Annotated in this window: 18 protein-coding genes; 7 read left to right on the top strand and 11 right to left on the bottom strand. The window is 74.4% G+C overall.

Going from position 1 to position 24,027, the window contains the following annotated elements:
- Positions 1–63: 63 nt before the first annotated feature.
- From HD595_RS13805 to HD595_RS13790, 4 genes are read left to right on the top strand one after another with little or no spacing between them, the layout of a single operon-like run.
- Positions 64–1,650 carry an ABC transporter substrate-binding protein gene (locus HD595_RS13805; protein ID WP_253769005.1) on the top strand — a complete coding sequence of 529 codons (1,587 nt, stop codon included), beginning with the start codon at positions 64–66 and terminating at the stop codon, positions 1,648–1,650.
- Positions 1,651–2,664 carry an ABC transporter permease gene (locus HD595_RS46715; protein WP_253769003.1) on the top strand — a complete coding sequence of 338 codons (1,014 nt, stop codon included), beginning with the start codon at positions 1,651–1,653 and terminating at the stop codon, positions 2,662–2,664.
- Positions 2,664–4,490, top strand: a complete 1,827-nt coding sequence (locus HD595_RS13795; protein WP_253769001.1) for a dipeptide/oligopeptide/nickel ABC transporter permease/ATP-binding protein — start codon at positions 2,664–2,666, stop codon at positions 4,488–4,490. Before HD595_RS46715 ends, HD595_RS13795 begins: the two co-directional genes overlap by 1 nt.
- The gene (locus HD595_RS13790; RefSeq protein ID WP_253768999.1) at positions 4,487–5,179 is read left to right on the top strand and encodes an ABC transporter ATP-binding protein; all 693 of its coding nucleotides are present in this window, start codon (positions 4,487–4,489) and stop codon (positions 5,177–5,179) included. Before HD595_RS13795 ends, HD595_RS13790 begins: the two co-directional genes overlap by 4 nt.
- A 76-nt stretch (positions 5,180–5,255) precedes the next feature.
- Here the strand turns inward: HD595_RS13790 and menC are convergent, their stop codons facing one another.
- Genes menC through HD595_RS13770 form a run of 4 tightly spaced genes read right to left on the bottom strand, consistent with a single transcriptional unit; the run spans position 5,256 to position 9,433 of the window.
- Complete coding sequence (gene menC / locus HD595_RS13785) at positions 5,256–6,371, bottom strand: o-succinylbenzoate synthase (protein WP_253768997.1); 1,116 nt, start codon at positions 6,369–6,371, stop codon at positions 5,256–5,258.
- A 34-nt stretch (positions 6,372–6,405) separates the two neighbouring features.
- Positions 6,406–7,176 carry a GNAT family N-acetyltransferase gene (locus tag HD595_RS13780; RefSeq protein ID WP_308211135.1) on the bottom strand — a complete coding sequence of 257 codons (771 nt, stop codon included), beginning with the start codon at positions 7,174–7,176 and terminating at the stop codon, positions 6,406–6,408.
- A 53-nt stretch (positions 7,177–7,229) separates the two neighbouring features.
- Positions 7,230–8,399, bottom strand: a complete 1,170-nt coding sequence (locus HD595_RS13775; RefSeq protein ID WP_253768995.1) for a M20/M25/M40 family metallo-hydrolase — start codon at positions 8,397–8,399, stop codon at positions 7,230–7,232.
- Complete coding sequence (locus HD595_RS13770) at positions 8,396–9,433, bottom strand: dipeptidase (RefSeq protein WP_253768993.1); 1,038 nt, start codon at positions 9,431–9,433, stop codon at positions 8,396–8,398. The genes HD595_RS13775 and HD595_RS13770 overlap by 4 nt, the downstream gene beginning before the upstream one ends.
- A 382-nt stretch (positions 9,434–9,815) precedes the next feature.
- Here HD595_RS13770 and HD595_RS13765 point away from each other — a divergent pair, with 382 nt between their 5' ends.
- Positions 9,816–11,039: a lactonase family protein gene (locus HD595_RS13765; RefSeq protein WP_253768991.1), complete on the top strand. Its 1,224-nt coding sequence runs from the start codon at positions 9,816–9,818 to the stop codon at positions 11,037–11,039.
- Positions 11,040–11,162: 123 nt separating this feature from the next.
- Here the strand turns inward: HD595_RS13765 and HD595_RS13760 are convergent, their stop codons facing one another.
- Together HD595_RS13760 and HD595_RS13755 are read right to left on the bottom strand one after the other, a co-directional pair.
- The gene (locus HD595_RS13760; protein WP_253768989.1) at positions 11,163–15,080 is read right to left on the bottom strand and encodes an nSTAND1 domain-containing NTPase; all 3,918 of its coding nucleotides are present in this window, start codon (positions 15,078–15,080) and stop codon (positions 11,163–11,165) included.
- A 343-nt stretch (positions 15,081–15,423) separates the two neighbouring features.
- The gene (locus HD595_RS13755) at positions 15,424–16,566 is read right to left on the bottom strand and encodes a YncE family protein (RefSeq protein ID WP_253768987.1); all 1,143 of its coding nucleotides are present in this window, start codon (positions 16,564–16,566) and stop codon (positions 15,424–15,426) included.
- A 190-nt stretch (positions 16,567–16,756) separates the two neighbouring features.
- On the opposite strand from HD595_RS13755, the gene HD595_RS13750 reads away from it, so the two are divergent.
- Both HD595_RS13750 and HD595_RS13745 read left to right on the top strand, forming a co-directional pair.
- Positions 16,757–17,536, top strand: coding sequence for a hypothetical protein (locus HD595_RS13750; protein ID WP_253768985.1), 780 nt, complete (start codon positions 16,757–16,759; stop codon positions 17,534–17,536).
- A gap of 110 nt (positions 17,537–17,646) precedes the next feature.
- Entirely contained in the window at positions 17,647–17,910 is a 264-nt protein-coding gene (locus HD595_RS13745; RefSeq protein WP_253768983.1) for a tetratricopeptide repeat protein, read from the top strand.
- On the opposite strand, the gene HD595_RS13740 is transcribed toward HD595_RS13745, so the two are convergent.
- The 5 genes from HD595_RS13740 to HD595_RS13720 all read right to left on the bottom strand — a co-directional run bounded on the left by HD595_RS13740 (position 17,907) and on the right by HD595_RS13720 (position 23,943).
- The gene (locus HD595_RS13740) at positions 17,907–18,353 is read right to left on the bottom strand and encodes a S26 family signal peptidase (protein WP_253768981.1); all 447 of its coding nucleotides are present in this window, start codon (positions 18,351–18,353) and stop codon (positions 17,907–17,909) included. The two genes, HD595_RS13745 and HD595_RS13740, sit on opposite strands and share 4 nt — an antisense overlap.
- A complete protein-coding gene (locus tag HD595_RS13735) occupies positions 18,350–20,275 on the bottom strand; it encodes an ABC transporter ATP-binding protein (protein WP_253768979.1) in 1,926 nt (641 codons plus the stop codon). Before HD595_RS13735 ends, HD595_RS13740 begins: the two co-directional genes overlap by 4 nt.
- Positions 20,272–20,826 carry a TlpA family protein disulfide reductase gene (locus HD595_RS13730; protein WP_253768977.1) on the bottom strand — a complete coding sequence of 185 codons (555 nt, stop codon included), beginning with the start codon at positions 20,824–20,826 and terminating at the stop codon, positions 20,272–20,274. Before HD595_RS13730 ends, HD595_RS13735 begins: the two co-directional genes overlap by 4 nt.
- A 107-nt stretch (positions 20,827–20,933) precedes the next feature.
- Entirely contained in the window at positions 20,934–21,116 is a 183-nt protein-coding gene (locus HD595_RS13725) for a hypothetical protein (RefSeq protein ID WP_253768975.1), read from the bottom strand.
- Positions 21,117–21,219: 103 nt separating this feature from the next.
- Positions 21,220–23,943 (bottom strand): AfsR/SARP family transcriptional regulator, encoded by a 2,724-nt coding sequence (locus tag HD595_RS13720; protein WP_253768973.1) that lies wholly within the window; start codon positions 23,941–23,943, stop codon positions 21,220–21,222.
- Positions 23,944–24,027: the final 84 nt, after the last annotated feature.

Genomic DNA, 24,027 nt, shown 5'->3' with positions numbered 1-24,027 from the left:
GAAGCAGCGCCGCCGCGAAAGGACGAAGGTGAGGCACTACTTCCCAGCCTCCCTGGAGTCCGGATGAACAACAAAGGAGCGGCGGCGGTGCTCGGCGCTGTCAGCCTGCTGGCGGCCGGGTGCGGCGGCACCGCGGGCTCCCCGTCGGGCGCGCCCGCCGGCGGCGGCACCTTCACCTACGCCATCACCGGCGACCCCGGCGCGCTCGACCCCGCCACCAGCGTGCTCTCGGTCACCAACAGCGTCCTCGCGATGGCCTACGACACGCTCGTGAACATCAGCGCCGACGGCACGGTCGTCTCCGGGCTGGCCGAGAAGTGGGACGTCCGGCCCGACGCCGTGACCTTCACCCTCCGCAAGGACGTCACCTGCTCCGACGGCTCCCCGCTCACCCCTCGCGACGTCGCCGCCAACATCGCCCACATCACCGACCCCGCCACCAAGTCGCCGATCAACGGCGTGCTGGTGCCGGCCGGGCTGGCGGCCGAGGCGGACGACGCGGCCGGCACGGTGAAGCTGTCCACCCCCAAGCCGTTCAGCTTCATCCTGCAGAGCGCCGCGTCGATCTTCATCGTCTGCGGCAAGGGGATCAAGGACCGCACGCTCCTGAACCGTGGCACCTCCGGGTCCGGCCCCTACAGGCTGACGGAGGCCGTGCCCGGCGACCACTACACCTTCCGCGTCCGCCAGGACTACGCCTGGGGACCCGGCGGCGCCACCACGAAGACGCCCGGCCAGCCCACCACGATCGTCATGAAGGTCGTCCTCAACGAGCAGACGGCCGCCAACCTGCTGATCTCCGGCGGCCTCAACGGCGCGGAGCTGTACGGTGCCGACCGCGCCCGGCTGGAGGCCACCCCGGGCATCGGCAGGACCGTCCAGCCCATGGGCAACGGCCAGTTCTTCTACCACCAGGGCGCCGACCGGCCGGCGAAGGACCCGGCGGTGCGCAAGGCCCTCACCCAGGCGGTCGACCTGCGGCAGCTCGCCGGGGTCGCCTCCGGCGGCACGGGCCGCCCGGTCACCGGGCTGGTGCTCGAGCCCCGGCCCTGCCGTGGCGACACCGTCACCGGCCACGTCCCGCCGCACGACGCGGCGGCCGCGAGCGCCGCGCTCGACGCCGCCGGCTGGACGAAGGGCGCCGACGGCATCCGCGCCAAGAACGGCAACAGGTTGACGCTGCGCCTGCTCTACTCCACGGCCAGGGGGTCCGGCGTCCAGGCCGCGGCCGAGTTCCTCGCCGACGCGTGGAAGCAGGCAGGCGTCGAGGTCAAGCTGAACGGCGTCATCGACACCAAGGCTGCGGAGTCGCTCAACGTCACCCAGGACTGGGACGTCGTCTGGCTGCCGATCGGCGTCACCCTGCCCAGCCAGCTCGTCGCCTTCCTGTCCGGCCCGGCGGTGCCGAAGGGCGCCAACTTCGCCCATATCGCCAACGCCCGCTACGAGAAGCTCGTGGCCGAGGCGTCGGCGAAGCCGGCGCAGGAGGGCTGCCCGCTCTGGCAGCAGGCGGAGTCGGCGCTGTTCGCCAACGCCGACCTGGTGCCGGTCGTGGAGAACACCATCCTCGTCGCCGCCAGGAACGCGACGTTCGAGGCGCTCGGGGACTCCGTCCTGCCGACCACCATCCGGATGACCGAGGGGTGCTGAGTGGCCGGCACGCCTCCCGCTTCCCCCACCCTCCCGGCGGCCGTCCCACCCGGCACGACGGCCGCCGCGACCCGTCGCGGCAGGTTCGCGGCCAGGCACGCCGTCCGCTTCGGCGTCTCGCTGGCCGTGCTGCTCGTCGCCTCGTTCGCGATGACGCGCCTGATCCCCGGCGACCCCGTGCGGGCCGCGCTCGGCCCCACCGCGCCGGCCGACCTGGTCGCCGCCAGGCGGGCCGCGCTCGGCCTTGACCGGCCGATCCTCACCCAGCTCTGGGAGCACACGCGCGGCGTGCTGACCGGGGACCTCGGCACGTCGTTCCTCACCGGCGAGCCCGTCAGCGAGGTCATCTCCGCCCGGCTCCCCAACACCCTCGCCCTCGCCCTCCTCGCGACCGGCCTGGCCATGGCCGTGGCGGTGCCGCTCGGCATGTGGGCGGCGATCCGCACCGAGAACGGCCGCCGCCGGGGCACCGAGGCCGCCTTCACCACGGCGACGGGCACGGTCGTCGCCGTGCCCGAGTTCCTCTACGCCATAGCCCTGGTCACCGTGTTCGCCGTCGGGCTCGGCTGGCTGCCGCCGGCCGGCAAGGCGGGGCCGGAGTCGTACGTGCTGCCCGTTCTCGCGCTGGCCGTCGCCCCGGCGGCGATGATCGCCCGCATCTGCCGGGTGGAGACGCTGCGCGAGCTGGGCACCGACCACATCCGGCTGGCACGCGCCAAACGGCTGCCCGCCGCGCGGCTGTACCTGCGGCACGTCCTGCCCAACACGCTGACCGCGACGCTCACCGTGTGCGGGCTGCTGCTCGGCGGCATGATCGCCGGCAGCGTGCTCGTCGAGTACGTCTTCGCCTGGCCCGGACTCGGCCTGAAGATCGTCGAGTCGATCACCCAGAAGGACTATCCGGTCGCCCAGGGCGTGATCCTCGTCTACGGCGTGATCGTGCTCGGGGTGAACTTCCTCGTCGATCTGCTGCTCGGCGCGCTCGACCCCACGTCCGCCCTGAAGGAGAGCTGATGCGGCACCTACTGCGGACCCCCGCCGGGCTCGCCGGGGCCTCGTTGGTGGCGCTCATGGTCGTGCTGGCCGTCGCCGGGCCGCCGATCTGGGGCGCCGCGGCCGAGCGGATCGACCCGGCGGCCCTCCTGCAGGGCTCCTCGGCCGCGCATTCGCTCGGCACCGACAGCCTGGGCCGCGACCTGCTCGCCCGGGTGCTGGTCGCCGGCCGGCTCTCCCTCGCCCTCGCCGCGCTGGCCACGCTCATCGGCGCGGCCGCCGGGATCGTGCTCGGCGCGCTGCCCTCGGTGCTGCCCCGCCGCGCCGCCCGCCTGGTCACCGGCACGGTCAACGCCCTCGTCGCCTTCCCCGGGCTGCTGCTCGCCATGTTCACCGCGGTGGTCGTCGGGCTCGGGGCGCGCGGAGCCGTGCTGGGGGTCGGCGCCGCCATCGCGCCCGGCTTCGCCCGGCTCACCCAGACACTCGCCGCCTCCGTCGCCCGCGCCGACTACGTGGCCGCCGCCCGCATGCTCGGCGTGCCCAGGCGCCGCGTCCTCACGGCCCACGTGCTGCCGAACGTCGCCGAGCCGCTGATCCTCCACCTCACCCAGGCGCTCGGCGGCGCGCTGCTCGGGCTCGCCGGCATGTCCTTCCTCGGCCTGGGCGTGCAGCCGCCGTCGTTCGACTGGGGAAGGCTGCTCTTCGACGGCTTCGCGCGCATCTACGCCACCCCGGCTGTCGCCGTCGGCCCGGCCGTCGCGGTCGCGCTCGCCGGCGTCGGCTTCAACCTGCTCGGCGACGCCCTGGCCCGTGCCGCCTCGCGCACCGGCCCGCCGGCCCGAGGACCCGCCGCGCCGGTCGCCTCCGAGAACCGGTCGCCCGGAGAGCCCGACGCGCGGGCCGTCCTGGAGGTGCGCGACCTCACCGTGACCTTCCCGGGCGGCGTGACACCGGTGCGCGGCCTGTCGCTCACCGTCGCCCCCGGCGAGATCGTCGGCCTGGTGGGCGAGTCGGGCAGCGGCAAGAGCCTGACGGCCGCGGCGATCGGCGGCCTCGTGCCGTACCCCGGCACGGTGCGTGCGGCCCGGCTGCGGCTGTGCGGCGCCGACCTCGGCGAGCTGACCGCCGAGCGGCGGCGCCGGCTGCTCGGCACGTCGCTGGCGATGGTCTTCCAGGACCCGATGGCCTCGCTCAACCCGGCGCTCAGGATCGGCGGCCAGCTCGCCGAGGTCGCGGTCGTGCACCAGGGCGCGAGCCGGGCCGAGGCCGCGGCCAGGGCCGTGGACCGGCTCGGACATGTCCACGTGCCCGAGCCGGACAGGCGGGCCCGCCAGCACCCGCACGAGCTCTCCGGCGGCATGCGGCAGCGCGCCGTGATCGCGATGGGGCTCATGGGCACCCCGCGGCTGATCATCGCCGACGAGCCGACCACTGCCCTCGACGTGACCGTGCAGCGGCAGATCCTGCACCTGCTGCGCCGGGCCACCGAGGAGACCGGCGCGGCCACGCTGTTCATCTCCCACGACATCGCCGTGGTGGGGGAGCTGTGCCACCGGGTCGTCGTCATGTACGCGGGACGGGTGGTCGAGGACCTGCCGGTCGAGGGGCTCGCCACCGCGGCCGCCCACCCCTACACCCGCGCGCTGATCGCGTCGCTGCCGGACATGGACACCGACACGTCGCAGCCGCTCGCGAGCATCCCCGGCCGCCAGCCGCCGCCCGGGGAGGTGGGCTCCGGCTGCGCGTTCGCGCCCCGCTGCCCGCTCGCCGGCGAGCAGTGCGCCGAAGCGCCGCCGCTCCTGCCGTACGGGACGGACCACCACGTCGCTTGCTGGAAGGCCACATGATCATCAAGAGTCTGACCGTCCGGTTCGGCGCGTTCACCGCCGTGGACGACGTCACGCTGGAGGTGCCGCCCGGCTCGATCGTCGGGCTGGTGGGGGAGTCGGGGTCCGGCAAGTCCACCCTGGCGCGGGCCGTCAGCGGGCTGGTGCCGTACACGGGCGAGATCATCGGCGCCGGCCGGCGGCGCGTCCAGATGGTCTTCCAGGACCCGTACGCCTCGTTGGACCCCCGGATGCGGGTCGGCGCGTCGGTCGCCGAGGGCGTCCGGCTGTCGCGCGCCGCCCGCCGGGTGGAGGTGGAGCGACTGCTGTCGCTGGTCTCGCTGCCCGCGGAGCTGGCCGGCCGTTACCCGCGCGAGCTGTCCGGCGGCCAGCGTCAGCGGGTGGCCATCGCGCGGGCGCTCGGCGCGCGGCCCGACCTGCTGGTGGCCGACGAGATCACCTCGGCGCTGGACGTGTCGGTGCAGGGCGCGGTGCTCAACCTGGTCCGCGAGCTGCGTGCCGAGCTCGGGCTGTCGGTGCTGTTCATCTCGCACGACCTCGCGGTGGTGCGGTACGTCTGCGACGTCATCGCGGTGCTGCACCGCGGCCGGCTGGTGGAGGTGGGGACGACGGACGAGGTGGTGGGCTCACCCCGGGCCGCCTACACCCGCGCCCTGCTGGAGGCGGTGCCCCGCCTGGGCCGCCGGTGATGCCGCCACCTCGACCGTGCCGCCGGTGACCCCGCCACCCGGTCGTGCCGGCGGCCCACCCCGCGTCTTCGCCGGGTCAGGCCGGGGGAGCGGGCACGGGGATCCACTCGGTCGCGACCGTGACCTCCTCCAGCAGCTCCGGGATGGGCTCCACGCCGATGCCGGGGCCGGTGGGCACGGTCAGGTGGCCGTCGGCCAGCTCGAACGGAGCGGTGATGTCGGCGGCGTAATAGCGGCTCGAGCCGGAGGTGTCGCCGGGCAGGGTGAAGCCGGGCAGCGCGGCCAGGGCGACGTTCGCGGCGCGGCCGATGCCGGTCTCCAGCATGCCGCCGCACCAGACGGCCACCCCGTGGGCCCGGCACAGGTCGTGGATGCGCCGGGCCTCCAGATAGCCGCCGACCCGGCCCGGCTTGATGTTGATCACCGAGCAGGCGCCGAGGGAGATCGCCGCGGCGGCGTGCTCGGCCGACTCGACGGACTCGTCCAGGCAGATCGGGGTGGTGATCCGCCGGGCCAGCCGGGCGTGCTGGACGAGATCGTCGTGGGCCAGCGGCTGCTCGACGAGCAGCAGCCCGAACGGGTCGAGCCGGGCCAGCAGGGGCGCGTCGGCCAGCGTGTAGGCGGCATTGGCGTCAACCTGGAGCGGCACGTCGGGGCCGAACCGCTCGCGCACGGCACGCACCGGCTCCACGTCCCAGCCCGGCTGGATCTTGAGCTTGATCCGGACGTACCCCTCCTGGAGGTAACCGCCGACGGCGTCGAGCAGTTCGGGAACCGAGTCCATGATGCCGACCGACACCCCGGCCGGCACCCGGCCGGCCGCCGCGCCGAGGAAGGAGGCGAACGACTGCCCGGCGGCGCGCAGCCACGCGTCCAGCACGGCCGTCTCCAGGGCGGCCTTGGCCATCCGGTGGCCCTTGACCGGATGCAGTGCCCGGCCGACCGCGTGGACGTCGGCGTGCGCGGGCAGCGCGGGGATCAGGAAGCGGCGCAGCACGTCGGCTGCGCCGTCCGCGTACTCGGCCGAGTAGAGCGGATCGGCCATGGCGGCGCACTCGCCCCATCCCTCGGCCTCCGGCGTGACCGCCCGCACCAGCAGCAGCTCCCGCCGCGTCTGGGTGCCGAACGACGTGCGGAACGGCCCCAGCAGCGGCATCGAGATCCGCCGCAGCTCGATTCCGGTGATCTTCATGCTCGGCCGCGTCTCCTTCCGGCGGTCTCCGGGGTCACCGGGGCCGCTCCACGATGTAGCAGGACCTGTCGTAAAAGCCGGTTACCCGGGCGCCGTCGCGCAGCAGGCCGCCGAGCACGTCGCGCACGGCCAGCCGCCACTCCCGCGCCGCCCGCGGGTCCTCGGCGCGCATCGTCTCGATGTCCTCCGGCACGGCCACGAGTACGGCGGGGGCGTCGGTCCGCCCCGGCAAGGGCCGGCCGCCGCCGTCGCGCAGCCCCGGCACCGCGCCGGGCGGCACCCGCCCCGGCGCCGGCTCGCGCCGGGCGGCCGCGAGCACGTGTGACTCGCGCAGCCGCCAGACGGCCAGTACCCGGTCCGACTCGTCGCCGGCGTTGATGGCGTCGTCCATGCTGCCGTAGAAGCACGGCAGGTACTCCTCCGGGCGCGCCCCCAGCTTGGCCAGGTTGAAGTGGGCGTTGCGGCGCACCAGCGGGTCGTAGGTCCAGGTGATCGTCTCCAGACCGCGGTCGAGTGCCCAGGCCCGCTGGTGCAGCTTCAACGCGAAGCCGATCCCGCCTCCCGTCGCCGCGCCGGTGATGTGCGAGTGCAGCGACCGGCCCGCCGGGGCCGCGAGGAAGCCCACCGACGCGCCCACCAGCCGCCCGCCCAGGTACGCCCCAGCCACGTAGTTCCCAGCGTGCGACAGCGCCCGCATCATCTCGACCGTGATCGGCGCGCCGCCCGGCTGGGGTCGCCAGATGCGGTCGAACAGCCGGAAGACGGCGCCGAACTCCTCGATGGAGTGGAGCTCGCGCACAACCACGCCGTCCTCCCGCCCCGCCCCGTTCAATCCCGCCCCGTTCATCCCCGGCCCGCTCATCCCCGGGCGAGCACGGCCGCGACCAGGCCCGCCAGCAGCTCGGCCCGGCGCGGCAGCTCGGCCACGACCACGTGCTCGTCGTCGGCGTGGGCGCCGCCGCCCACCGCGCCGAGCCCGTCCAGCGTGGGACAGCCCACGCCGGCGGTGAAGTTGCCGTCGGAGGCGCCGCCCACGGCGGCGCCGGACGGCGGTGTCAGACCGAGCCCGGCGGCGACCTGCCGGGCCAGCGTGAACAGCCCGGCGGACGAGTCGGGCTCCAGGGGCGGGCGGTTCGGACCGCCCAGCACCTCCAGCGCGCTCCCGGTGAGCCGGGGGGACAAAGCCCGCATCAGCTCGTCCACCCGCCGCTGCGCGGCGGGCGTCGGCACCCGGACGTCCACCCACAGCCTGGCCAGCGCCGGCACCGTGTTGACCGTGGTCCCGGCCGTCACCGTCGTCGGCGTCACGGTGGTCCCCGGCTGCCCCGTCTCGGAGTCCACCCGGCCGGCGACAGCGGCGATCTCGGGGATCTGGCGGGCGAGCTCCACGACGGCGTTCACGCCCTTGTCCGGGTCGAGGCCCGCGTGCGCGGCCCGCCCGCGTACCACCAGCTCGTACAGCGAGGCGCCCTTGCGCGCCGTCTTGAGCGCGCCGCCGTCGGCGCTCGCCTCCAGCACGAACGTGGCCGCGAGGCCGCGCGCCGACTCCTCCACCAGCGCGCGCGAGGACGTCGAGCCGACCTCCTCGTCCCCGGTGACCAGCACGCACACGCCGTCGGGCGACGGCAGCGCGGCCAGCGCGTGGAACAACTGGACCAGGCCCGCCTTCATGTCGAACACCCCCGGCCCGCGGGCGATCCCACCGGCCACCGACCAGGGGCGGGTCCGCAGCGTGCCGACGGGCCATACCGTGTCGTGGTGGCCGAGCAGCAGCACCCGAGGGGTGCCGAACGTCCACCGAAGGTGGGTGACCCCGTCCAGCACGAGCGTCTCGGGAGCGGTGCCGAGCAGCCTGCGGCCCTGATCGGCGACCGCCTTCGCGCTGCGGGCCACTGCCTCGTGGTCGGCCGGGAACGACTCGCAGCAGACCAACTCGCCGAGGTCGTCCAGCATGGCGTCCACGCTGATCCGGTCCGTGTTCCTCGGGGCCGTGTTCGCCGCGTCCGTGTCAGCCGGGCCCGTGTTCATCGGGGCCGTCCCAGCTCGGCGCGCAGCAGCCGCAGCACGTTGCCGCCCAGCACGCGCACGACGTCGTCCGCGCCGAAGCCGCGCGCGAGCAGTGCCTCGGTGACGAGGGGCAGGCCGCGGGGGCCGGTGAGTCCGGGCAGGGCTGCCAAGGGGTCGATGTCGCCGTAGCCGAGGTCCTCGCAGCACGGGGGCGTGACGTCGTGCAGCACCTCGTGGACGAAGTCCGGCCCCAGCCCCACATGCTCGATCCCGGCGACATCGGCGACGTGCGCGAGGTGGTCCGCCAGCCGGTCCACCGTGTACCCGGCCGGGTCCGCCGCCAGGAACGGCGGGAAGAAGTTGACGCACACCACGCCGCCGGTCGCGGCGATGGCTCGGAGCTGGTCGTCGGTGAGGTTGCGGTGGTGGTCGCGCAGCGCCCGCGCCGAGGAGTGGGTGGCCAGCACGGGGCGGGTGGCCAGCTCCAGGACGTGCTCCACTCCCCGTACGCCCAGGTGGGAGACGTCGAACAGCATGCCGAGCCGTTCCATCTCCCGCACCACCGCCACGCCCGCCCGGGTGAGCCGCCCGCCGGTGGCGTCCTCGCCGCTGCCGTCGGCCAGGGGCGTGCGGCCCCAGTGGGCGATCGAGCCGATGCGCACGCCCAGCCGGTACAGGGTGGGCAGCAGCTCGACGGAGGCGTCCAGGCCGGGCATGCTCTCCAGCGCCAGCACCAGGGCGATCCGGTCCTCAGCGAGGGCCCGGTCGATCTGCGCGCCGTCCACGCAGAGCCGTACCGCCCCGGCGTTGCCCTCCGCCACGACGTGCGCGCACTCGATCATGCGCAGCGTCTGGCGGAGCGCGCCCTCCGGGCGCAGGCGGTCGTCGACGAAGACGGGCAGCACCTGGAGGTCCACCCCGCCGTCGCGGAGCTGCGGCAGCCACCGCTCGGCGAAGAACGCGGCCCAGCGCGACGGCGGGCGTTCGACGACCGCCATCAGCAGGTCGTTGTGGGCATCCGCGACGACAGCGCGTCGATGGAGCTCGACGGACACGTTGACACCTCTCCGATCCGTGGTCACCGCGACCGTATGACAGGCGGGCGGGCGCGGGGTTCGTCCTGCGGTCCGAAGAGCGGCGCGCCGTTCGTCCGATCGCCCAAGCGCGGTGCGGCCGGACTCCCTGGCTGGTATCGGGGCCATCCCCGCGTGCGCGCTCCCCTGTACGGTCTTGTCCGGATAACTCCGGAGGCGTTCCCTGTCGGCCAGTGCCTCGCTGATCGTCGGTCTGACGAAAGGAGCACACGTGCTGGCAGTCAGCCGTACATCACGTTGGGTCGCGGGAGTCGCCGCGGCACTGGCACTGGTTCTGGCGCTTCCCACCGGCGCGCGGGCCGCGGTGGGCGATATCGGCTTTGTCCGGACCATCTCCTACAACGTGCCCGGAACCGTAAACATCGGCCCGGTCAACCCGCTCGACTGGGCGTCGGCGGCGACGATGCGCCCCACCGGCGACACCGTCTACGTCGTGGCCGGTGGCGACGGGGGGAGCGGCACGGCCATGCCGGCGATCTCCTCCTTCCGCCGGGCCGCGGACGACACGCTGACCTACGTCGACTGCATGGGCGGCGTCACGGGCTGCCGGCCGACGAAGGTGGGCGGCGTGACGCTCCCCGACCGCCTGTACGGAGCCAGTTCGGTGGTGGCCGTCGGCATCCACGTGTACGTCTCCACCCCCGCGGCCGTGGTCGGGTTCAAGACGAAGACCAACGGCGACCTCGACACCGACTTCTGCGCCTGGGACTTCAACTGCGGCGACGTCGACGTCCTGCCCGGACTCACCCCCTGGTCCACCGCCGACCACGCGCTGACCGCGACCGCCGACGGCCGCGACCTGTACCTGTACGCGGCCGGATCCGGCAAGGGCGCGGTCTACCACCTGCACCGTGACGACCCCACCGGCCGCCTGACCTTCCGTGGCTGCATCGGCGAGGCGATGCCCGGCTGTACCGCGATCAGCCGTACCGGCGTCATGACCGCCTCGGGCGACGCCGTGCTGAGCGGCGACGGGCGCAGCCTCTACGTCGTGGCCAGGAGCCCCGGCTCGGTGACGCATTTCCGCCGGGACCTGGCCACCGGTTCGCTGACGGAGGCGGGCTGCGTCTCCCAGACGGGCACGAGCGGCTGCAACGTACCCGCCACCAGCGGCCTGGGCGGCATCACCAGGGGCGCCGTCACGGCGGCCGGCGACAGCCTGTACGTCTCCGGTCCGGGCGGCGTCAGCCACCTGCGTCGCCTCACGAGCAGCGGGGACCTCGCCTACGCGGGGTGCATCGGCGTGGCGGCAGGGTGCCGGGCCGACGGGCCCAGGGGGGCGTACGTGGACGTGGCCGTCTCCGCCGACGGCGGGAGCGTCTACGGCAGCACGCAGGGGCCGGCGTTCGCGTGGGGCGCGGCCACCCACCTGCGCCGTTCCTCCAACGGCGACCTCACCTACGCGGGGTGCGCGGGAGAGGGACTGCCCGCCATGTGCAGGGAGATCGGCCCGACGGGCGTGATGAACCACGCCGGCCCGCTCCTCGCGCCTGGCTCGCGGGTGCTCTACAGCCTGGGCGTGCACGATCGGGGGGCGTTGACCCAGTTCGCGCGCCAGATCTCGTAGGCAGGGCGCGGCCCCGCCCGGGGGCGACGTGACGAGGACGGCGAGACGCTCGGCCGGGCAACCGGCCGAGCGTCGAGATCACCGTGTGGCGAGTCGAGGCATGACCCGTCACTTGCCGCCTTGTCAGCGGGTGACCGTCGAACGCCCGGGATCCGGGCAGGGCGGCCGGAACGCCGGTCCCGGCAGGTAGCGCGCCCATTCGGCGGACGTGATGCGCGGGTGGGCGAGCGCGCACACCTGGGCGGCGACGCGGCCGGGATCGAGGTCCCAGATCCGTACCGTGGAGTCGTCGGCGCCGGTGACGAACGTGCGCCCGTCAGGGGCCGCGGCCACGGCGTTGAGCACGTCGGTGTGCCCGCTCAGGGTGACCGGCGGGCCCGGGGCGCGTGGCTCGGTCACGTCCCAGATCCGCAGGACGCGGTCGGCTCCAGCCGTGGCCAGGGTGTGGCCGTCGCGGGTGAAGGCCAGCCCGTTGATGTTGCTGGTGTGCCCGGCGAGCACGGCGAGCGGGACGGGGTGGTCCGGAGCAGTCACGTCCCACAGGCGGGCGGTGTGGTCGGCGCCGGCGGTGGCGAGCGTTCGGCCGTCGGGGCTGAACAGCGCCCTGAAGACGTTGCTGGTGTGGCCGGTGAGGACGGACAGCGGCGTGGGCCGGCTCGGGTCGGTCACGTCCCACAGCCGGGCGGTGTGGTCGGCGCTGGCCGTGGCGAGGACGCGCCCCGAGGGGCCGAAGACCGCCGAGATGACCGGCGCGGCGTGACCGGTGATCGAGGCGACCTGGCGGGGGCGGCGCGGGTCGGTCACGTCCCACAGGCGGGCGGTGGAGTCGTCCCCCGCCGTGGCGAGCGTGCGGCCGTCGGGACTGAACATCGCCGAGAAGACGTTGGACGTGTGGCCGCGCAGCGTGGCCAGCAGGAAGGGACCGGCGGGGACGGAGATGTCCCACAGCCGGACGGTGGAGTCGAGGCTCGCGGTGGCCAGCACGCGGCCGTCCGGCCGGAACGCCAGCCAGCTCACGATGTCGGTGTGGCCGCGCAGCGTGGCCAGCCGGACCGGGTGAGCGAGGTCGGCCACGTCCCACAGCTCCGCTGTGGGATGCCCGCCGACGCCGAGGAGGCGTCCTGCGGGGGCGAACGCCACCGCGTTCACGCCGCCGTCGTGGCCGCCGATCACGTGGCCCGGCAGGTCCCACAGGCGGACCGTGTTGTCCTGGCCGCCGCTGACGAGCGTGCGACCGTCGCGGCTGAACGACACGGTGTAGACGGTGCCGGCATGCCCTTCGAGGGTGACCGGGGAGGCCGGGGCGCCTGGGTCGGCGACGTCCCACAGCCGTACCGTGGTGTCGTAGCTGCCGCTGGCCAGCAGGCGGGCATCGGCGCTGAAGGCCAGGGAGACGACGCCGTTGCGATGCCCGGCCAGGATCACCGGCCGGCCGGGGTGGCGGGGGTCGGAGACGTCCCAGAGTCGCACGCCGGCGTCGAAGCCGCCGGTGGCGAGCAGGCGCCCGCTCGGATCGAACGCCGCCGACAGCACCCGGTCGGTGTGCCCGGCGAGGCGCGCCAGTGCGTGGGGGCGACGCCGGTCGGTCACGTCCCACAGACGCAGGGAGTGCCCGGGACCGTGGGTGACGAGGGTGCGGCCGTCGGGCGAGAACACGACCAGCCCCGCGGCGTCGCGGCGGCCGGTCAGGACGCTCAGGACGGCGGGGTGGGAGGGGTCGGTCACGTCCCAGAGCCGTACGGTCGCGTCGTAGCTCGCGCTGGCCAGCGTGCGCCCGTCGGGGCTGAAGGAGACGTGCCGGACGTCCGAGGTGTGACCGGTGAGGACGGCGGCGGCGCGCGGGCGGCGCGGGTCGGCCAGGTCCCACAGCCGTACGGTGCGGTCGCTGCTCGCGGTGGCCAGCATGCGCCCGCCGGGGCCGAACACGGCCGCCGTGACGCCTCCCGTGTGTCCGGTCAGCGTCGCGACGGCTGCGGGCCGGTGCCGGTCGGCGACGTCGTACAGCCGGACGACGCCGTCGAGCGCGGCGGTGACCAGGAGCCTCGCGTCCGGGCTGAACTCGGCGGCGTACACGGCGAGGGCCTGCCCGGTCAGCAGGGTCGCGTAAGGGGAGGCGAAGGCGCTGAGCAGGCCGCCGCGGGCTTCCGCCGTAGGGGAGAGACGGTAGGCGGCCAGGTTGAGCTGCGCCGCCAGCGCGGGGTTGACGGCGCGCAGGGCGGCGGCATCCTTGGCGGCGTTGCCCGCGAGGGCCATGTCGCGTTGCTCCTGGGTCTCGCGCTGGCTCCTGACGGCGACCGCGCCCGCCGCGGCCGTGATGACGAACAGCACGATCAGGCCGGCGACCAGCCGGCGCAGCCGCCGGGTGCCGCGGCGCGCGGCCCGCTGCTCCTCCAGCTCGCGCGCGACGGACGCGTGGAGGAACTCGCGGGTCAACGGGCTCAGATGGGCGTCGGTGGTCGTGCCGGCCATCCATTCCCGCGCGGCGGCCAGGCGGGCGCCCCGGTACAGCGCGGCCGGGTCGCGGTGCTCGCGGTGCCAGGTGGCGGCCGCCTCGGCCAGCCGCCGCCCCACGACCAGGCCCGCCCGGTCCGCGTCCAGCCAGGCGCGCAGCCGCGGCCAGGCGGTCAGCAGCGCCTCGTGGCTGATCTCCACGGTGTCCACGTCGGCCGTGATCAGCCGCGCCGCGACGAACCGGTCGAGCACGTCCTCGCGGCCCTCGTCCCCGCCGTCGTCCCCGCCGTCGTCCCCGCCGTCCCCGCCCTCGGCGAGCAGTTCGGCGGTGGGCATCCGGCGGCGCGTGTCAGCGGTGTCGGAGGCTACGTGGACCAGGCTGAGGAACAGCCGGCGGGCCTGTTCCCGCTCACGCGGACCGAGCTCGTCGTAGACCTTGCCCGCGCTGGCCGCCACGGCGCCGTCGATCCCGCCGACCTCGCGGTAGTCGCCGATCGTCAGGCGTCTGCCCTGGGCACGGGACCAGGTGGCGTACAGGGCGTGTGACAGCAGCGGCAACACCCCTGCCTCGTGAGCGGTGCCCCGTTGCCCGCCGGGCGGCGCCACGTCGCGCAGCAGCAGCTCGACCAGGCCCTCCTCCAACTCCAGCTTCGCCTTGCGGGCGGGCTCGACGATCGCCGCGCGCAGCTCGGCCTCGCTCATCGGGCCGACCGCGACCTGGCCCGCCTGCACCGCCTCGACCAGGCGCGGATGGCGGAGCATACGGCCGTAGAAGTCGGCTCGCAGGCCCACCACGATCAGCGCGCCGGCGTCGGCCGCCGAGCACAGGGCGCCGATGAACGCCTGCCGCTCGCCCTCGTCGGCGCACGCGCTGAAGACCTCCTCGAACTGGTCGACGACCAGCACGGGCGTCGGATCGTCCGGGGCAGGACGCATAGCCGCGGCCAGACTCGCCGCGTCGGCGCCGGACGGCCGGGCGGGTGTCAGCCGGGCGGCCAGCTCGCCCATCGGATGGGCGCCCGGGGTGAGCAGCGGCTCCTGCCACAGCGCCACCCCCGGCACCCGTCCGGCCGAGAGGGCGGGGATCAGACCGGCCCGCAGCAGGGACGACTTGCCCGCCCCGGACGCCCCCACGACCACCTGCACCCCGCCGCCCGCCGCCCTCAGCCCGTCGATCCGATCGAGCAGCAGGCTCGTCAGCGTCTCACGCCCGAAGAACCAGGCGGCGTCCTCGGGCCCGAAGCTCGCCAGCCCCTTGTACGGCTCGGCCCCCACCGGACGGCGACCAGGTGCCCGCCGGACCCGCAGCCAGGCGCGTAACCACTGTTCGACTGTGTCGGGATCGTCCGCGCCGCACGCGTTGAGGAGCCGTACCAGCAGGTCGCGCAGGGCCGTGGACGGCAGCCCGCGCCCGGCGAACCAGTCGCCGATCGTGCTGTGCGCGCCGCCGACGCCGATCTTGACCGCCACCTGCCGGACGGTCATCCCCGACCGTTCGCGCAGCAGCGTCAGCTCCCGCGCGAAGTCGTGCCGAGTACGGATCCGCCCGGGGTCCGGCAGGTCCGGCTCACCTTCGACCACGCCCGTCATCTCCCCTCCTGCCCCACCTGGGAGCAGCCACCACGTTACGGTCGGTGAGACCTCGTCCGTGTCTGTGTGGCCGATGATTGACACGAGAGGTACCCGAGGGCCGTGAGCGGGTCTGTCGGTGGACGAATGTCAGCAGCGAGCCTTCGGTAACTCACAGTCCCGAACCGGAGCGTTCCACCGACCTGCCGGCGTGGAGTTCCCCCACGGACGAGATCCACCACTTCCTCGCGGGCGTGCACCTCGTCGCGCCGCGCGGAGACGAACGACGCATATGCACCTTTCCTGGCTCGAGGTCACTCAATTCCGGGTGTCCTGGCTTTCTGTGCGTCGCCGCCCACACCGGTCATCGGAACACGCCGGTGTGGCCGAGGGAGTAGCGTCCGGGCTGGGGGAAGAAGCACAGGCCGTGCGGTCCCCGGCCCACCTTGATCGTGTGCAGCAGCTTGCCCGTCCCGGTGGAGAAGACGTACACGACCCCGTGATACCTGCCGGACAGCCAGAGCTGCTTGCCGTCCGCCGACACCCCACCCATGTCGGGTGAGCCGCCGCCCGGGATCCGCCACCGGTCGACCACCTTGCGGCCGGCGAAGGAGACGACGGAGACGGTCCCCTCGTCCCGGTTGGAGACGTAGAGGGAGCGCGAGTCCCTGCTGACGTACAGGCCGTGCGCGCCCTTGCCGGTGCGCAGGAAGCCCAGACGCCGGAAGGCGGCGGCGTCGATGATCCAGGTGCCGCCGGCCATCATGTCGGCGACGTAGAAGACCCGGCCGTCGGGCGAGAGCTTGACGTCCTGCGGCATGTTCCCCGCCCCGACGCTGATCACTTTCCGTACGCGGGGACGCTTCCAGTCGATCGCCACAAGCTGCCCGGAGAACTCGCAGCTGGCCAGGAACACGGATCCGTCGGCGGTGAAGTCGCCGTGGTTGACGCCCCGGCACGGCAGAGGGAGGGAGCGGACCAGGCGCATCGTGCGGGGGTCGCGGAAGTCGAGGCGGTTGTTGCGCTCGGCCATGACCAGGGCGTACGAGCCGTCGGGGGTGAAGTACAGGTTGTACGGGTCGTCCACGGGCACCGGCCTGCCGGGGCGGCCCGTCACCGGGTCGATGGGGGTGAGGTTGTTGCCCTTGTTCTCGTTGACCCACAGCGTCCTGAGGTCCCAGGAGGGCACGACGTGCTGGGGCAGGCTGCCGACCCGGAAGTGGCGCACGACCTGGAAGGTCCGCGGGTTGATCACGTCCACCGTGCCCGACTCGCTGTTGGGGACGTACACGCGAGGGGTCACGTTCCGGACCTTCGGGTCGAGCATCCCCGGCCTGTCGTGGGCGTAGACGTCGGTCGGGGATTCGCGTTCGGAGACCTGTGGGTGCTGCCGCCGCGGCGACGACACGGGCTGGGGGGCCGCCGCCATGGGGGTGGGCGGGGCAGCGCAGGAGGCCGCGGCGACGGCGGCCGCACCGAGCATGCTCGTCATCCAGCGCAGTCGCATGCCTGTCAGCCTAGGAAGGCGCGCGGCGACGCCGGCCGAGGTTGAGGTCAACGTCATGATCGCACAAGGCCAAGGGATCCTGACCGAACGGCTCGATCACTGGGTCGATGTGCCCGCCAGGGTCTTTCCGCACTAGTTCTGCACGTCTTGCCCAGGGGGCTCTGCACGCGGCTGTGCGAGCATGCCCGGCGTGCCGAGATATGTGGTGATCACCGTGTTGGCGCTGCTGGTGGCGGGTTGCGGCTGGGGAGGGAAGACCGCTCCCGAGGTCGCGGGATATGTCGAGACGTATCTGCGGGCTCGCCCGGACGTCAAGCGGGTGGCGAAGAAGGGGATCCAGAGCGCGACCGTGGTCACCAAGGGGCAGGACCAGGACGTCTCCGCCGACCTGGGCGGGGGCTTGCGCGGGCGGCTCGTCCGGACGGGCGGTGCGTCGTACATGCAGACGCAGGGGGAGGAGGTGGCACCCGGCAAGAGCTGGGACAGGATCACCGAAGAGCACGAGCCGTACAACCTGTGGGGCATCGGCGTGGTGACGGGCCAGGCCATGACGCTGGTGAACGGCCACCGGGTGTGCGCGCTGCTGGCAGCGAGAGGACGAGTGAGCGGCCCGGCATCCGATGGCGGGCTCGACCATTACACGGTCACCATCGACGTGCGGGAGGCGCTCGACGCGATGGATCTCGGTGCGTTCCTTGAGGTGTACGACCCGCTGCCGCTCATGCAGGACACCGAGGACGAGTACGGCCTGGTCCGGGCCGGCGACAGGGCGGCACGGACGCGGCTGCGCGACCAGTTGCTCACGGAGTACGGCGCGCGGGCCACGTACGAGCTCTGGCTCGACGGCCAGGGGCGGCCAGTGCGGCTGAGACTGACCGCGAAGACCCCGACGGAGATCACCTTTTCCCACTGGGGCGATACGGCCGTGGCCGCTCCTCCGGCCGATCAGATCCGGGTGCTGACGAAGTGACCCTGCGCCCTCCAGGTGGTCGCTTCTCGGAACTTTCGCCGCGCATGCGGAGTCGTTGGGGGTAACTGATCGCTTCTCCGGGGGGCGCTGTGGGACTCGCCGACCCAAGGGTGGAGAGGGCGGAGAAGGCGGCCGAACGCGGGGAGGAGCATCGGCTGGCGGGGCGCCACGAAGCAGCCGTCGAGGAGTTCACCCGGGCCCTCGACCTCGTGCCCGGCCACGGCTACGCGCTCGGCTCGCGCGGACAGGCGCTCAATTCCATGGGACACGTCGAGGCCGCGCTCGCGGGCGCCGAGCTGGTGCGAACGGTGTTCCCGCTCGGCGCGCGGACGATGGTGGACGTGGCGGAGACCCGAGAGGATCCGCCCGGCTAGCCGAGCCGGCGAAGGACCACCCCGTACAGGCGGTCCGTCGTCAGATAGCCGGAGTGGCGGGAGTCGTGCGAACGGTCAGGGTTGTCGCCCAGGACGACCAGGTGGCCGGCCGGGACCCGGGTGCCGGCCGCGGCCCGCAGGGCGGGGACGGTGTCGCGCGGGACGGGGTCGCCCGGCAGGGCGGTGACGCGCTTGACGATCCAGTGGGGCCTCGGCTCGGCCTGACCGTCGGGAACGAGCTCCCTGAGGACGACGACCTGCCCGGTCCGCAGCGAGCCGGCCCGCGCCCGCCGGACCAGCACCCGCTCTCCCGGCCGGTACGTCGGCAGCATGCTCTCGCCGTGGACGGTCACCACCAGGTACCGCCGCCGCACCCCGACGATCACGGCGACAAACGCCACGAGGAGGCCGGGGCCGGCGACGAGAGCCACCGCCCCGCTCACCGCGACGGTCCTGTCGCCTCGGCCGTCGCGGGTTCCGCGTCGTCCCGGTACCCGGCCGCCTGCCGGTCGAACAGCCGCGCGTACGTGCCGCCCGCGGCCAGCAGCCCCGCGTGCGTGCCCGTCTCGATGACGACACCGTCGGCCAGCACCACGATGCGCCCGGCGTCCCGGACCGCGCCGAGCCGGTGGGAGACGACGACACTGGTGCGCCCGGACCGCAGCTCGGCGAGGCGCCGGTGCACCTCGTGCTCGGCCTCGGGGTCCAGGCCGGAGCTGGGCTCGTCGAGGATCATCAGGTCCCGGTCGCGGCGCAGGAACGCCCGGGCGAGCGCCAGCCGCTGCCACTGCCCGCCGGAGAGCGACACGCCGGAGAGCGACGCACCGGAGAGCGACGCACCGGAGTCCGGGCCCTCCTCGTCCTCGCCCTCCTCCTCCAGCGGAAATCCGCGGCTCAGCAGGGTGCGGTAGCCGTGGGGCAGGGCCGTCAGGGTGTCGTGGACGCCGGCGTCCCGCGCCGCCCGCTCGATGCGCGTCCGGTCGGCCGCGGCGGGGAGGTCGCCCACCGCGATGTTGTCGGTGGCCGTCAGCTCGTACGACACGAAGTCCTGGAAGGTCGCGCCGATCCGGGCGCGCAGCGCCTCCGGCGGCACGTCGCGCAGGTCGGTGCCGTCCCACAGGATGGTGCCGCGGGTGGGGTCGTAGAACCGGCACAGCAGCTTCACCAGCGTGCTCTTGCCGGCGCCGTTGCGGCCGACCAGCGCGACGGTCTCCCCGTACGGGATGAACAGGTCGACGCCGCGCAGGATCCAGGGATGGTCGGGGCCGTAGCGGAACCAGACGTCACGGAGTTCGATGCCCCGCCGCAGCGGAGCCAACGAGGCGGGGCGGTGGGACGGCTCCGGGGCGGCGTCCACGATCTCGACGTGGTGGTGGAAGGTCAGCAGGTGCTCGTACGCCATCACCCCGGACCCCACCAGGCCGCTCAGCGCCGCCTGCACGCCGGCCAGCGCCGCCGCGAACATCGACACGTCGCCGACGCCGAGCCGTCCCTGCCCGGCCGCCGTGATCGCCCACACCAGTCCGGCGCCGGCGACGACGGCCGAGGCCCCCGCCAGGCCGCCCTGGACGAGGAGCTCCCGCCGGTCCATGCGGCGGCGGGCGGCGTTCGCGGTGCGCAGCTCGGTCAGCATGCGCAGCCGCAGGAAGGCGCCGAGGTCGAACAGGCGGATCTCCTTGGCGGCGTCCACCGTGGACATCAGCCGGGCGTAGAAGAACTCGCGGCGCTCGGCCGGCCCGATCCGCCACAACATCGCGGCCCGTTGCCGCGACAGCCGCAGCTCGATGAGCAGCGCGGGTAGGGCCGACAGCAGGACCAGCGCGGTGAACGCGGTGTTGACCAGAGCCAGAGAGGCGACGAAGCCGGTGACGGTCACCGCGCTGCGCGCGGCCGAGAGCGCGGTGTCCACCAGCCGGCCCGGGTTGCTCGCGCTCTGCTGGGCCAGCCGCAGCCGGTCGAGGAAGGCCGGGGTCTCGAACCTGTCCAGCCCCGTGAAGCGGGACACCGCCGCGAACAGCTCGTCCTTCGCGTCGAGCGCCGCGCGCCGGTCCACCTCGGCGCGCAGGTACTGCCCGGCGTGTGTGGCCGCCGCCGCGGCCGTCCCGGCCACGGCGATGGCGATCGCCGGGGCGAGCAAGGCCCCGGTCTGCCGGTGCGCCACCCCGTCCAGCACGGCCTTGGTCAGCCAGGCCACGGTGACCGGGACGGCGGCGCCGACGACCGTGACCGCCAGGTAACCGAGGACGTGGAGCGGCGCCGACCGCCACACCAGCGCGGCGGCCCGGGTGGCACAGCGTGCCAGGGCCGCCGCCGTGACCCGCGGCTCACGCTCGCTCACGCGGCTGATCGGCTCGCGCTCGCTCACGCGGCCGATCCGGCGGGCAGCCGGGAGATCCGGGGCGCCACGGCGAGCAGCCTCCCGCCGGTCGCCACCTGGAAGAAGGTCGGGTACGACCGCACCCCGAACGCCGAGCCGACCGGCGCCGCCGCGTCGTCCACGACCACCTGGGCCACCGGCGTCAGCGTCGCCACGAGGCTCCCGGGGTCGCCGGACCGGCCGTCGACCACTGCCAGCACCCGCTCCCTGTCCTGCTCGGCCGCCCAGGAGGCCAGCTCGGGAAGCTGCTCGTGGCAGCCCGCGCAGTCCGGCGACAGGAACGCCACGACCGTCCCGTCGGGCAGGAGGTCGCGGGTCACCGGGGCTCCGTCCACGGTGGTCGCGGCGAACTCGGCGACGACGTCGCCGACGGCGGGGCCGGCGCCCGCCGGGAGCGGGCCCATGAGGTCGACCTGCTCGTACAGGGCGTCCAGCAGCTTGGTGTGCTCCCGGATCCGCCGGACCAGCCCGAGGGTCACCAGCAGCAGCACCAGGCACAGGGCGCAGAGGAGGGCCACCACGGCGATCAGATAGGACACAAGACACCTCCATGTCGGCGGGGCTACGGCGGCGCGCGCCCGGCGGGCGGGACCCGCTCGCCGGGCGCGCGCTCATCTCGCTGGGCCGGGCGATGCGCCCGCGCCGATCACGAGCAGTAGATGTACGTCTGGCAGGAGCCGCAGGAGCGCCTGCCGCTCGGGTAGTAGCAGCAGTACCTCCCGGCGTTGATCGGGCCGCAGCACTCCCAGCCGCAGTCGGCGGCGCGGGCCACCGTGTGCGGCGCCATCAGTTCGAGAATCCGGTCGGCCATCCTGGTCACAACGCGCATCGAACCTTCCCTTCGTTAGTTCCGGCGCTCGTGGCAGCCTGGACCAAAGGGCTGGGCGATTTGTCAACGAAATGCGAACGGCCCGTCCGCGCGCGCCGCTCCGTCAGCCGCCCGCGACGGCGATGCGGTCCCGGACGGCGGCCGCCCGCGCGTCGCCGACGGCGTCGTAGCAGTCCGCCGCCTGCTTCCAGGCGTCGAGCGCGGCGGCGACGTCGCCCGCCCCCAGATGCGTCTCACCCAGACGGACCAGCGTCTCGGCGGCGGCGTGCCGGTCGTCGCAGCCGCGCAGCAGCTCCGCCGCCCGCTCGAAAGCCGCCACCGCCCCCTCGTGGTCGCCCTTGAGGCACAGGACGTGGGCGACGCTGTCCCACGCGTGCCCCTCGCCCTGGGCGTACCCGAGGTCGGCCAGGAGCCGCTGTGCGCGGCGGCAGTCGGCCAGCGCCTCGTCGTACGCGCCGCCCTCGGCCCGCAGCCAGCCCGAGTTGTTGAGCGCCCGCGCCTCGCCGACGGCGTCGCCCGCGCTCCGGAACAGTGCCAGCGCGCGCAGCGCCCGCTCCAGCGCCTCGCCGGGGTCCGTCCGGCTCAGCGCGACGCACAGGCCCAGGAGGACGTGCCCGTGCAGCACCGGTTCGTCGAGGTCGCGGTGCCTCGCGGCGGCCTGCTCGAAGTGCTCGACCGCCTCGCGGTGCCGGCCGAGCCGGTAGTGGGCGCGGGCGGCGCTGTTGTGGCAGCGGGCCTCGGCCAGCCGGTCGCCGAGCCGCCGGGCGGCGTCGAGCGCCACCGCCTGGACCCGCAGGATCTCCTCCCACATGCCACGCCGCTGCATGAACTCCGTGAACGCCCACGCGAGCTGCCACGCCTGCCGGTCCAGCCCGGCCGCGCCCGCCTCGGCCAGCAGCGCGGGCAGCGCCACGACCTCGTCGGCGTACCAGCGCAGGGCCTCGGCCTCCCCGGCGAACCGCTCGACCGCGACCCCCCGGGCGGGGGGCTCCGGACGCAGGTCGTCGCGGTGCGGGTAGCACACGGAGTTGGCGGCGCACGCCGAGTGCAGGTAGTAGTCCAGCAGCCGAAGGGTCGCCGCGCTCCGGGCCGCCCGGCCGCCGGCGACGCGCCCCTGCTCGGCCGCGTACACCCGGAGCAGGTCGTGCAGGTGCAGGCGGGCGGGCGGGCGGAGTTCGGCCAGGTTGGCGCGGTCGAGGTGCACGGCCAGCTCTCGGGCGCGGGCCACGGGCAGGGCGGCCAGGCTCGCCGCCGCCGCCAGCGGCAGGTGCGGCCCGGGGTGCAGCCCGAGGCGGCGGAACAGCCCGGCCGCGGCGGCGGGCAGGTCGCGGTAGGAGCGCCCGAACACACCACGCAGGTCGACCGCAGGGTCGTCGTCGGCGAACGGTTCCAGGCCCGCCGCGGCCCGCTCCAGGTCCGCGGCGGCCTCGGCCAGCGGCAGCTCAGGGCGTTGCGCCAGCCGGGCCGCGACGATCGCCAGCGCCAGCGGCAGCCGCCCGCAGCGCCGGATGATCAGCGCCGCCGCCTCCGGTTCCGCCGCCGGTCGCGCCTCACCCAGCCACGTCACCAGCAGGTGGTACGCGTCGTCGTCCGGCAGGACGTCCAGGCGCAGCAGGTGCGCGCCGGCCGTGACCGCCAGCCCGGACAGCTCGGCACGACTGGTCACCAGCGTCAGGCATCCCGGCGCGGTGGCCAGCAACGGGCGGACCTGGGCGGCCCCTCTCGCGTCGTCGAGCACCACGAGAACCCGCCGACCGGCCATCAGGCTGCGATAGAGCCCGATCTGCGCTTCCGACCCGGACGGCACCCGCGCCTCCGGCACTCCCAGCGCGCTGAGGAAGCGCGGCAGCACCACGGACGCGTCGTCGGCGTCCACGCCGCTGAGATCGGCGTAGAGCTGCCCGTCGGGGAAGCGGTCGCGGTTCAGGTGCGCCCAGCGCAGCGCGAGCGACGACTTGCCCACCCCGGGCGGTCCCGAGATGGCGCAGACGGTCGCGGTGACCGGTCGCTCACCGCAGGCGATCACGGCCAGCCGGTCGAACTCGGCGGCCCTGCCGACGAAGCACCTCAGCCCGACCGGCAGCTGCGCCGGGACCAAGCCGGCGGGCTCGGGCGGGGCGCCGGAGCGCAGCAACGTCCGGTGCGTCTGCTGGAGGGACGCGCCGGGCTCGACGCCCAGTTCCTCGTCGAGCGTCCGGCGTACGTGCGCGAAGTGTGCCAGTGCCTCGGCGGTGCGCCCGCACGCGTGCAGCGCCTCGATCAGCGCCGCCGCCACCAGCTCGTCCAGCGGGTACTGCTCGGCCAGCGGCGCCAGCGCCCGCACCACGGCGGCGGCGTCGCGGCCGGTCATCGCCCGCGCCCAGCGCAGCAGGGCATCCTTGCGTTCGTCACACAGGCGCTGGCGGACCCGCTCGGCCCACTCGCCGGACAGCCCGGTCAGGGGGTCGCCGCGCCACAGCGCCAGTGCCTCGCCCAGCGGCGCCGCGGGATCCGGCACGCTCGTGGCCTGTTCGGCGAGGACGCGGAAGCGGCGCACGTCCACGGCGGACTCGTCCACGTCGAGCAGATAGCCGCCGACCCGCTGGACGACGGTGCCGCTCTCGGCCAGCACGTCCCGCCGGATCCGGGCGATCACCGTCTGGAGGGTGCGCCGCGCGCCCGGCGGGGCGGCCTCACCCCACACGCGGGCGAGCAGCGACTCGACCGGCACCACCCGTCCGGCCTCCCACGCCAGCGCGGCGAGCGTGAGCGCGACCTGGGGCGGGCGCACCGGCCATGCCTGTCCCGCGCGCTCGGCCTCCACCGGCCCCAGTAACCGGATCAGCATGGCAGCCAACCTCTCCGCACGTGGATCTCAGGGCACCATGAGACCACGTGGGGCGTGTGCGGCTTGCGGGATTAGTCGCCTCGT

The organism is Nonomuraea roseoviolacea subsp. carminata (assembly GCF_024172185.1).
Classification (GTDB): Bacteria; Actinomycetota; Actinomycetes; order Streptosporangiales; family Streptosporangiaceae; genus Nonomuraea; species Nonomuraea roseoviolacea.
The sequence above is the reverse complement of the archived record's forward strand: the minus strand, read 5'-3'. Positions and strand labels throughout refer to the sequence as shown.

Bases quoted from the DNA above. Each gene is read 5' to 3' on its own strand.
- HD595_RS13805 (WP_253769005.1), top strand. From the start codon at position 64: ATGAACAACAAAGGAGCGGCGGCGGTGCTCGGCGCTGTCAGCCTGCTG.
- HD595_RS13795 (WP_253769001.1), top strand. From the start codon at position 2,664: ATGCGGCACCTACTGCGGACCCCCGCCGGGCTCGCCGGGGCCTCGTTG.
- HD595_RS13790 (WP_253768999.1), top strand. From the start codon at position 4,487: ATGATCATCAAGAGTCTGACCGTCCGGTTCGGCGCGTTCACCGCCGTG.
- menC (WP_253768997.1), bottom strand. From the start codon at position 6,371: ATGAAGATCACCGGAATCGAGCTGCGGCGGATCTCGATGCCGCTGCTG.
- HD595_RS13775 (WP_253768995.1), bottom strand. From the start codon at position 8,399: ATGAACACGGGCCCGGCTGACACGGACGCGGCGAACACGGCCCCGAGG.
- HD595_RS13760 (WP_253768989.1), bottom strand. From the start codon at position 15,080: ATGACGGGCGTGGTCGAAGGTGAGCCGGACCTGCCGGACCCCGGGCGG.
- HD595_RS13755 (WP_253768987.1), bottom strand. From the start codon at position 16,566: ATGCGACTGCGCTGGATGACGAGCATGCTCGGTGCGGCCGCCGTCGCC.
- HD595_RS13725 (WP_253768975.1), bottom strand. From the start codon at position 21,116: ATGCGCGTTGTGACCAGGATGGCCGACCGGATTCTCGAACTGATGGCG.
- HD595_RS13720 (WP_253768973.1), bottom strand. From the start codon at position 23,943: ATGCTGATCCGGTTACTGGGGCCGGTGGAGGCCGAGCGCGCGGGACAG.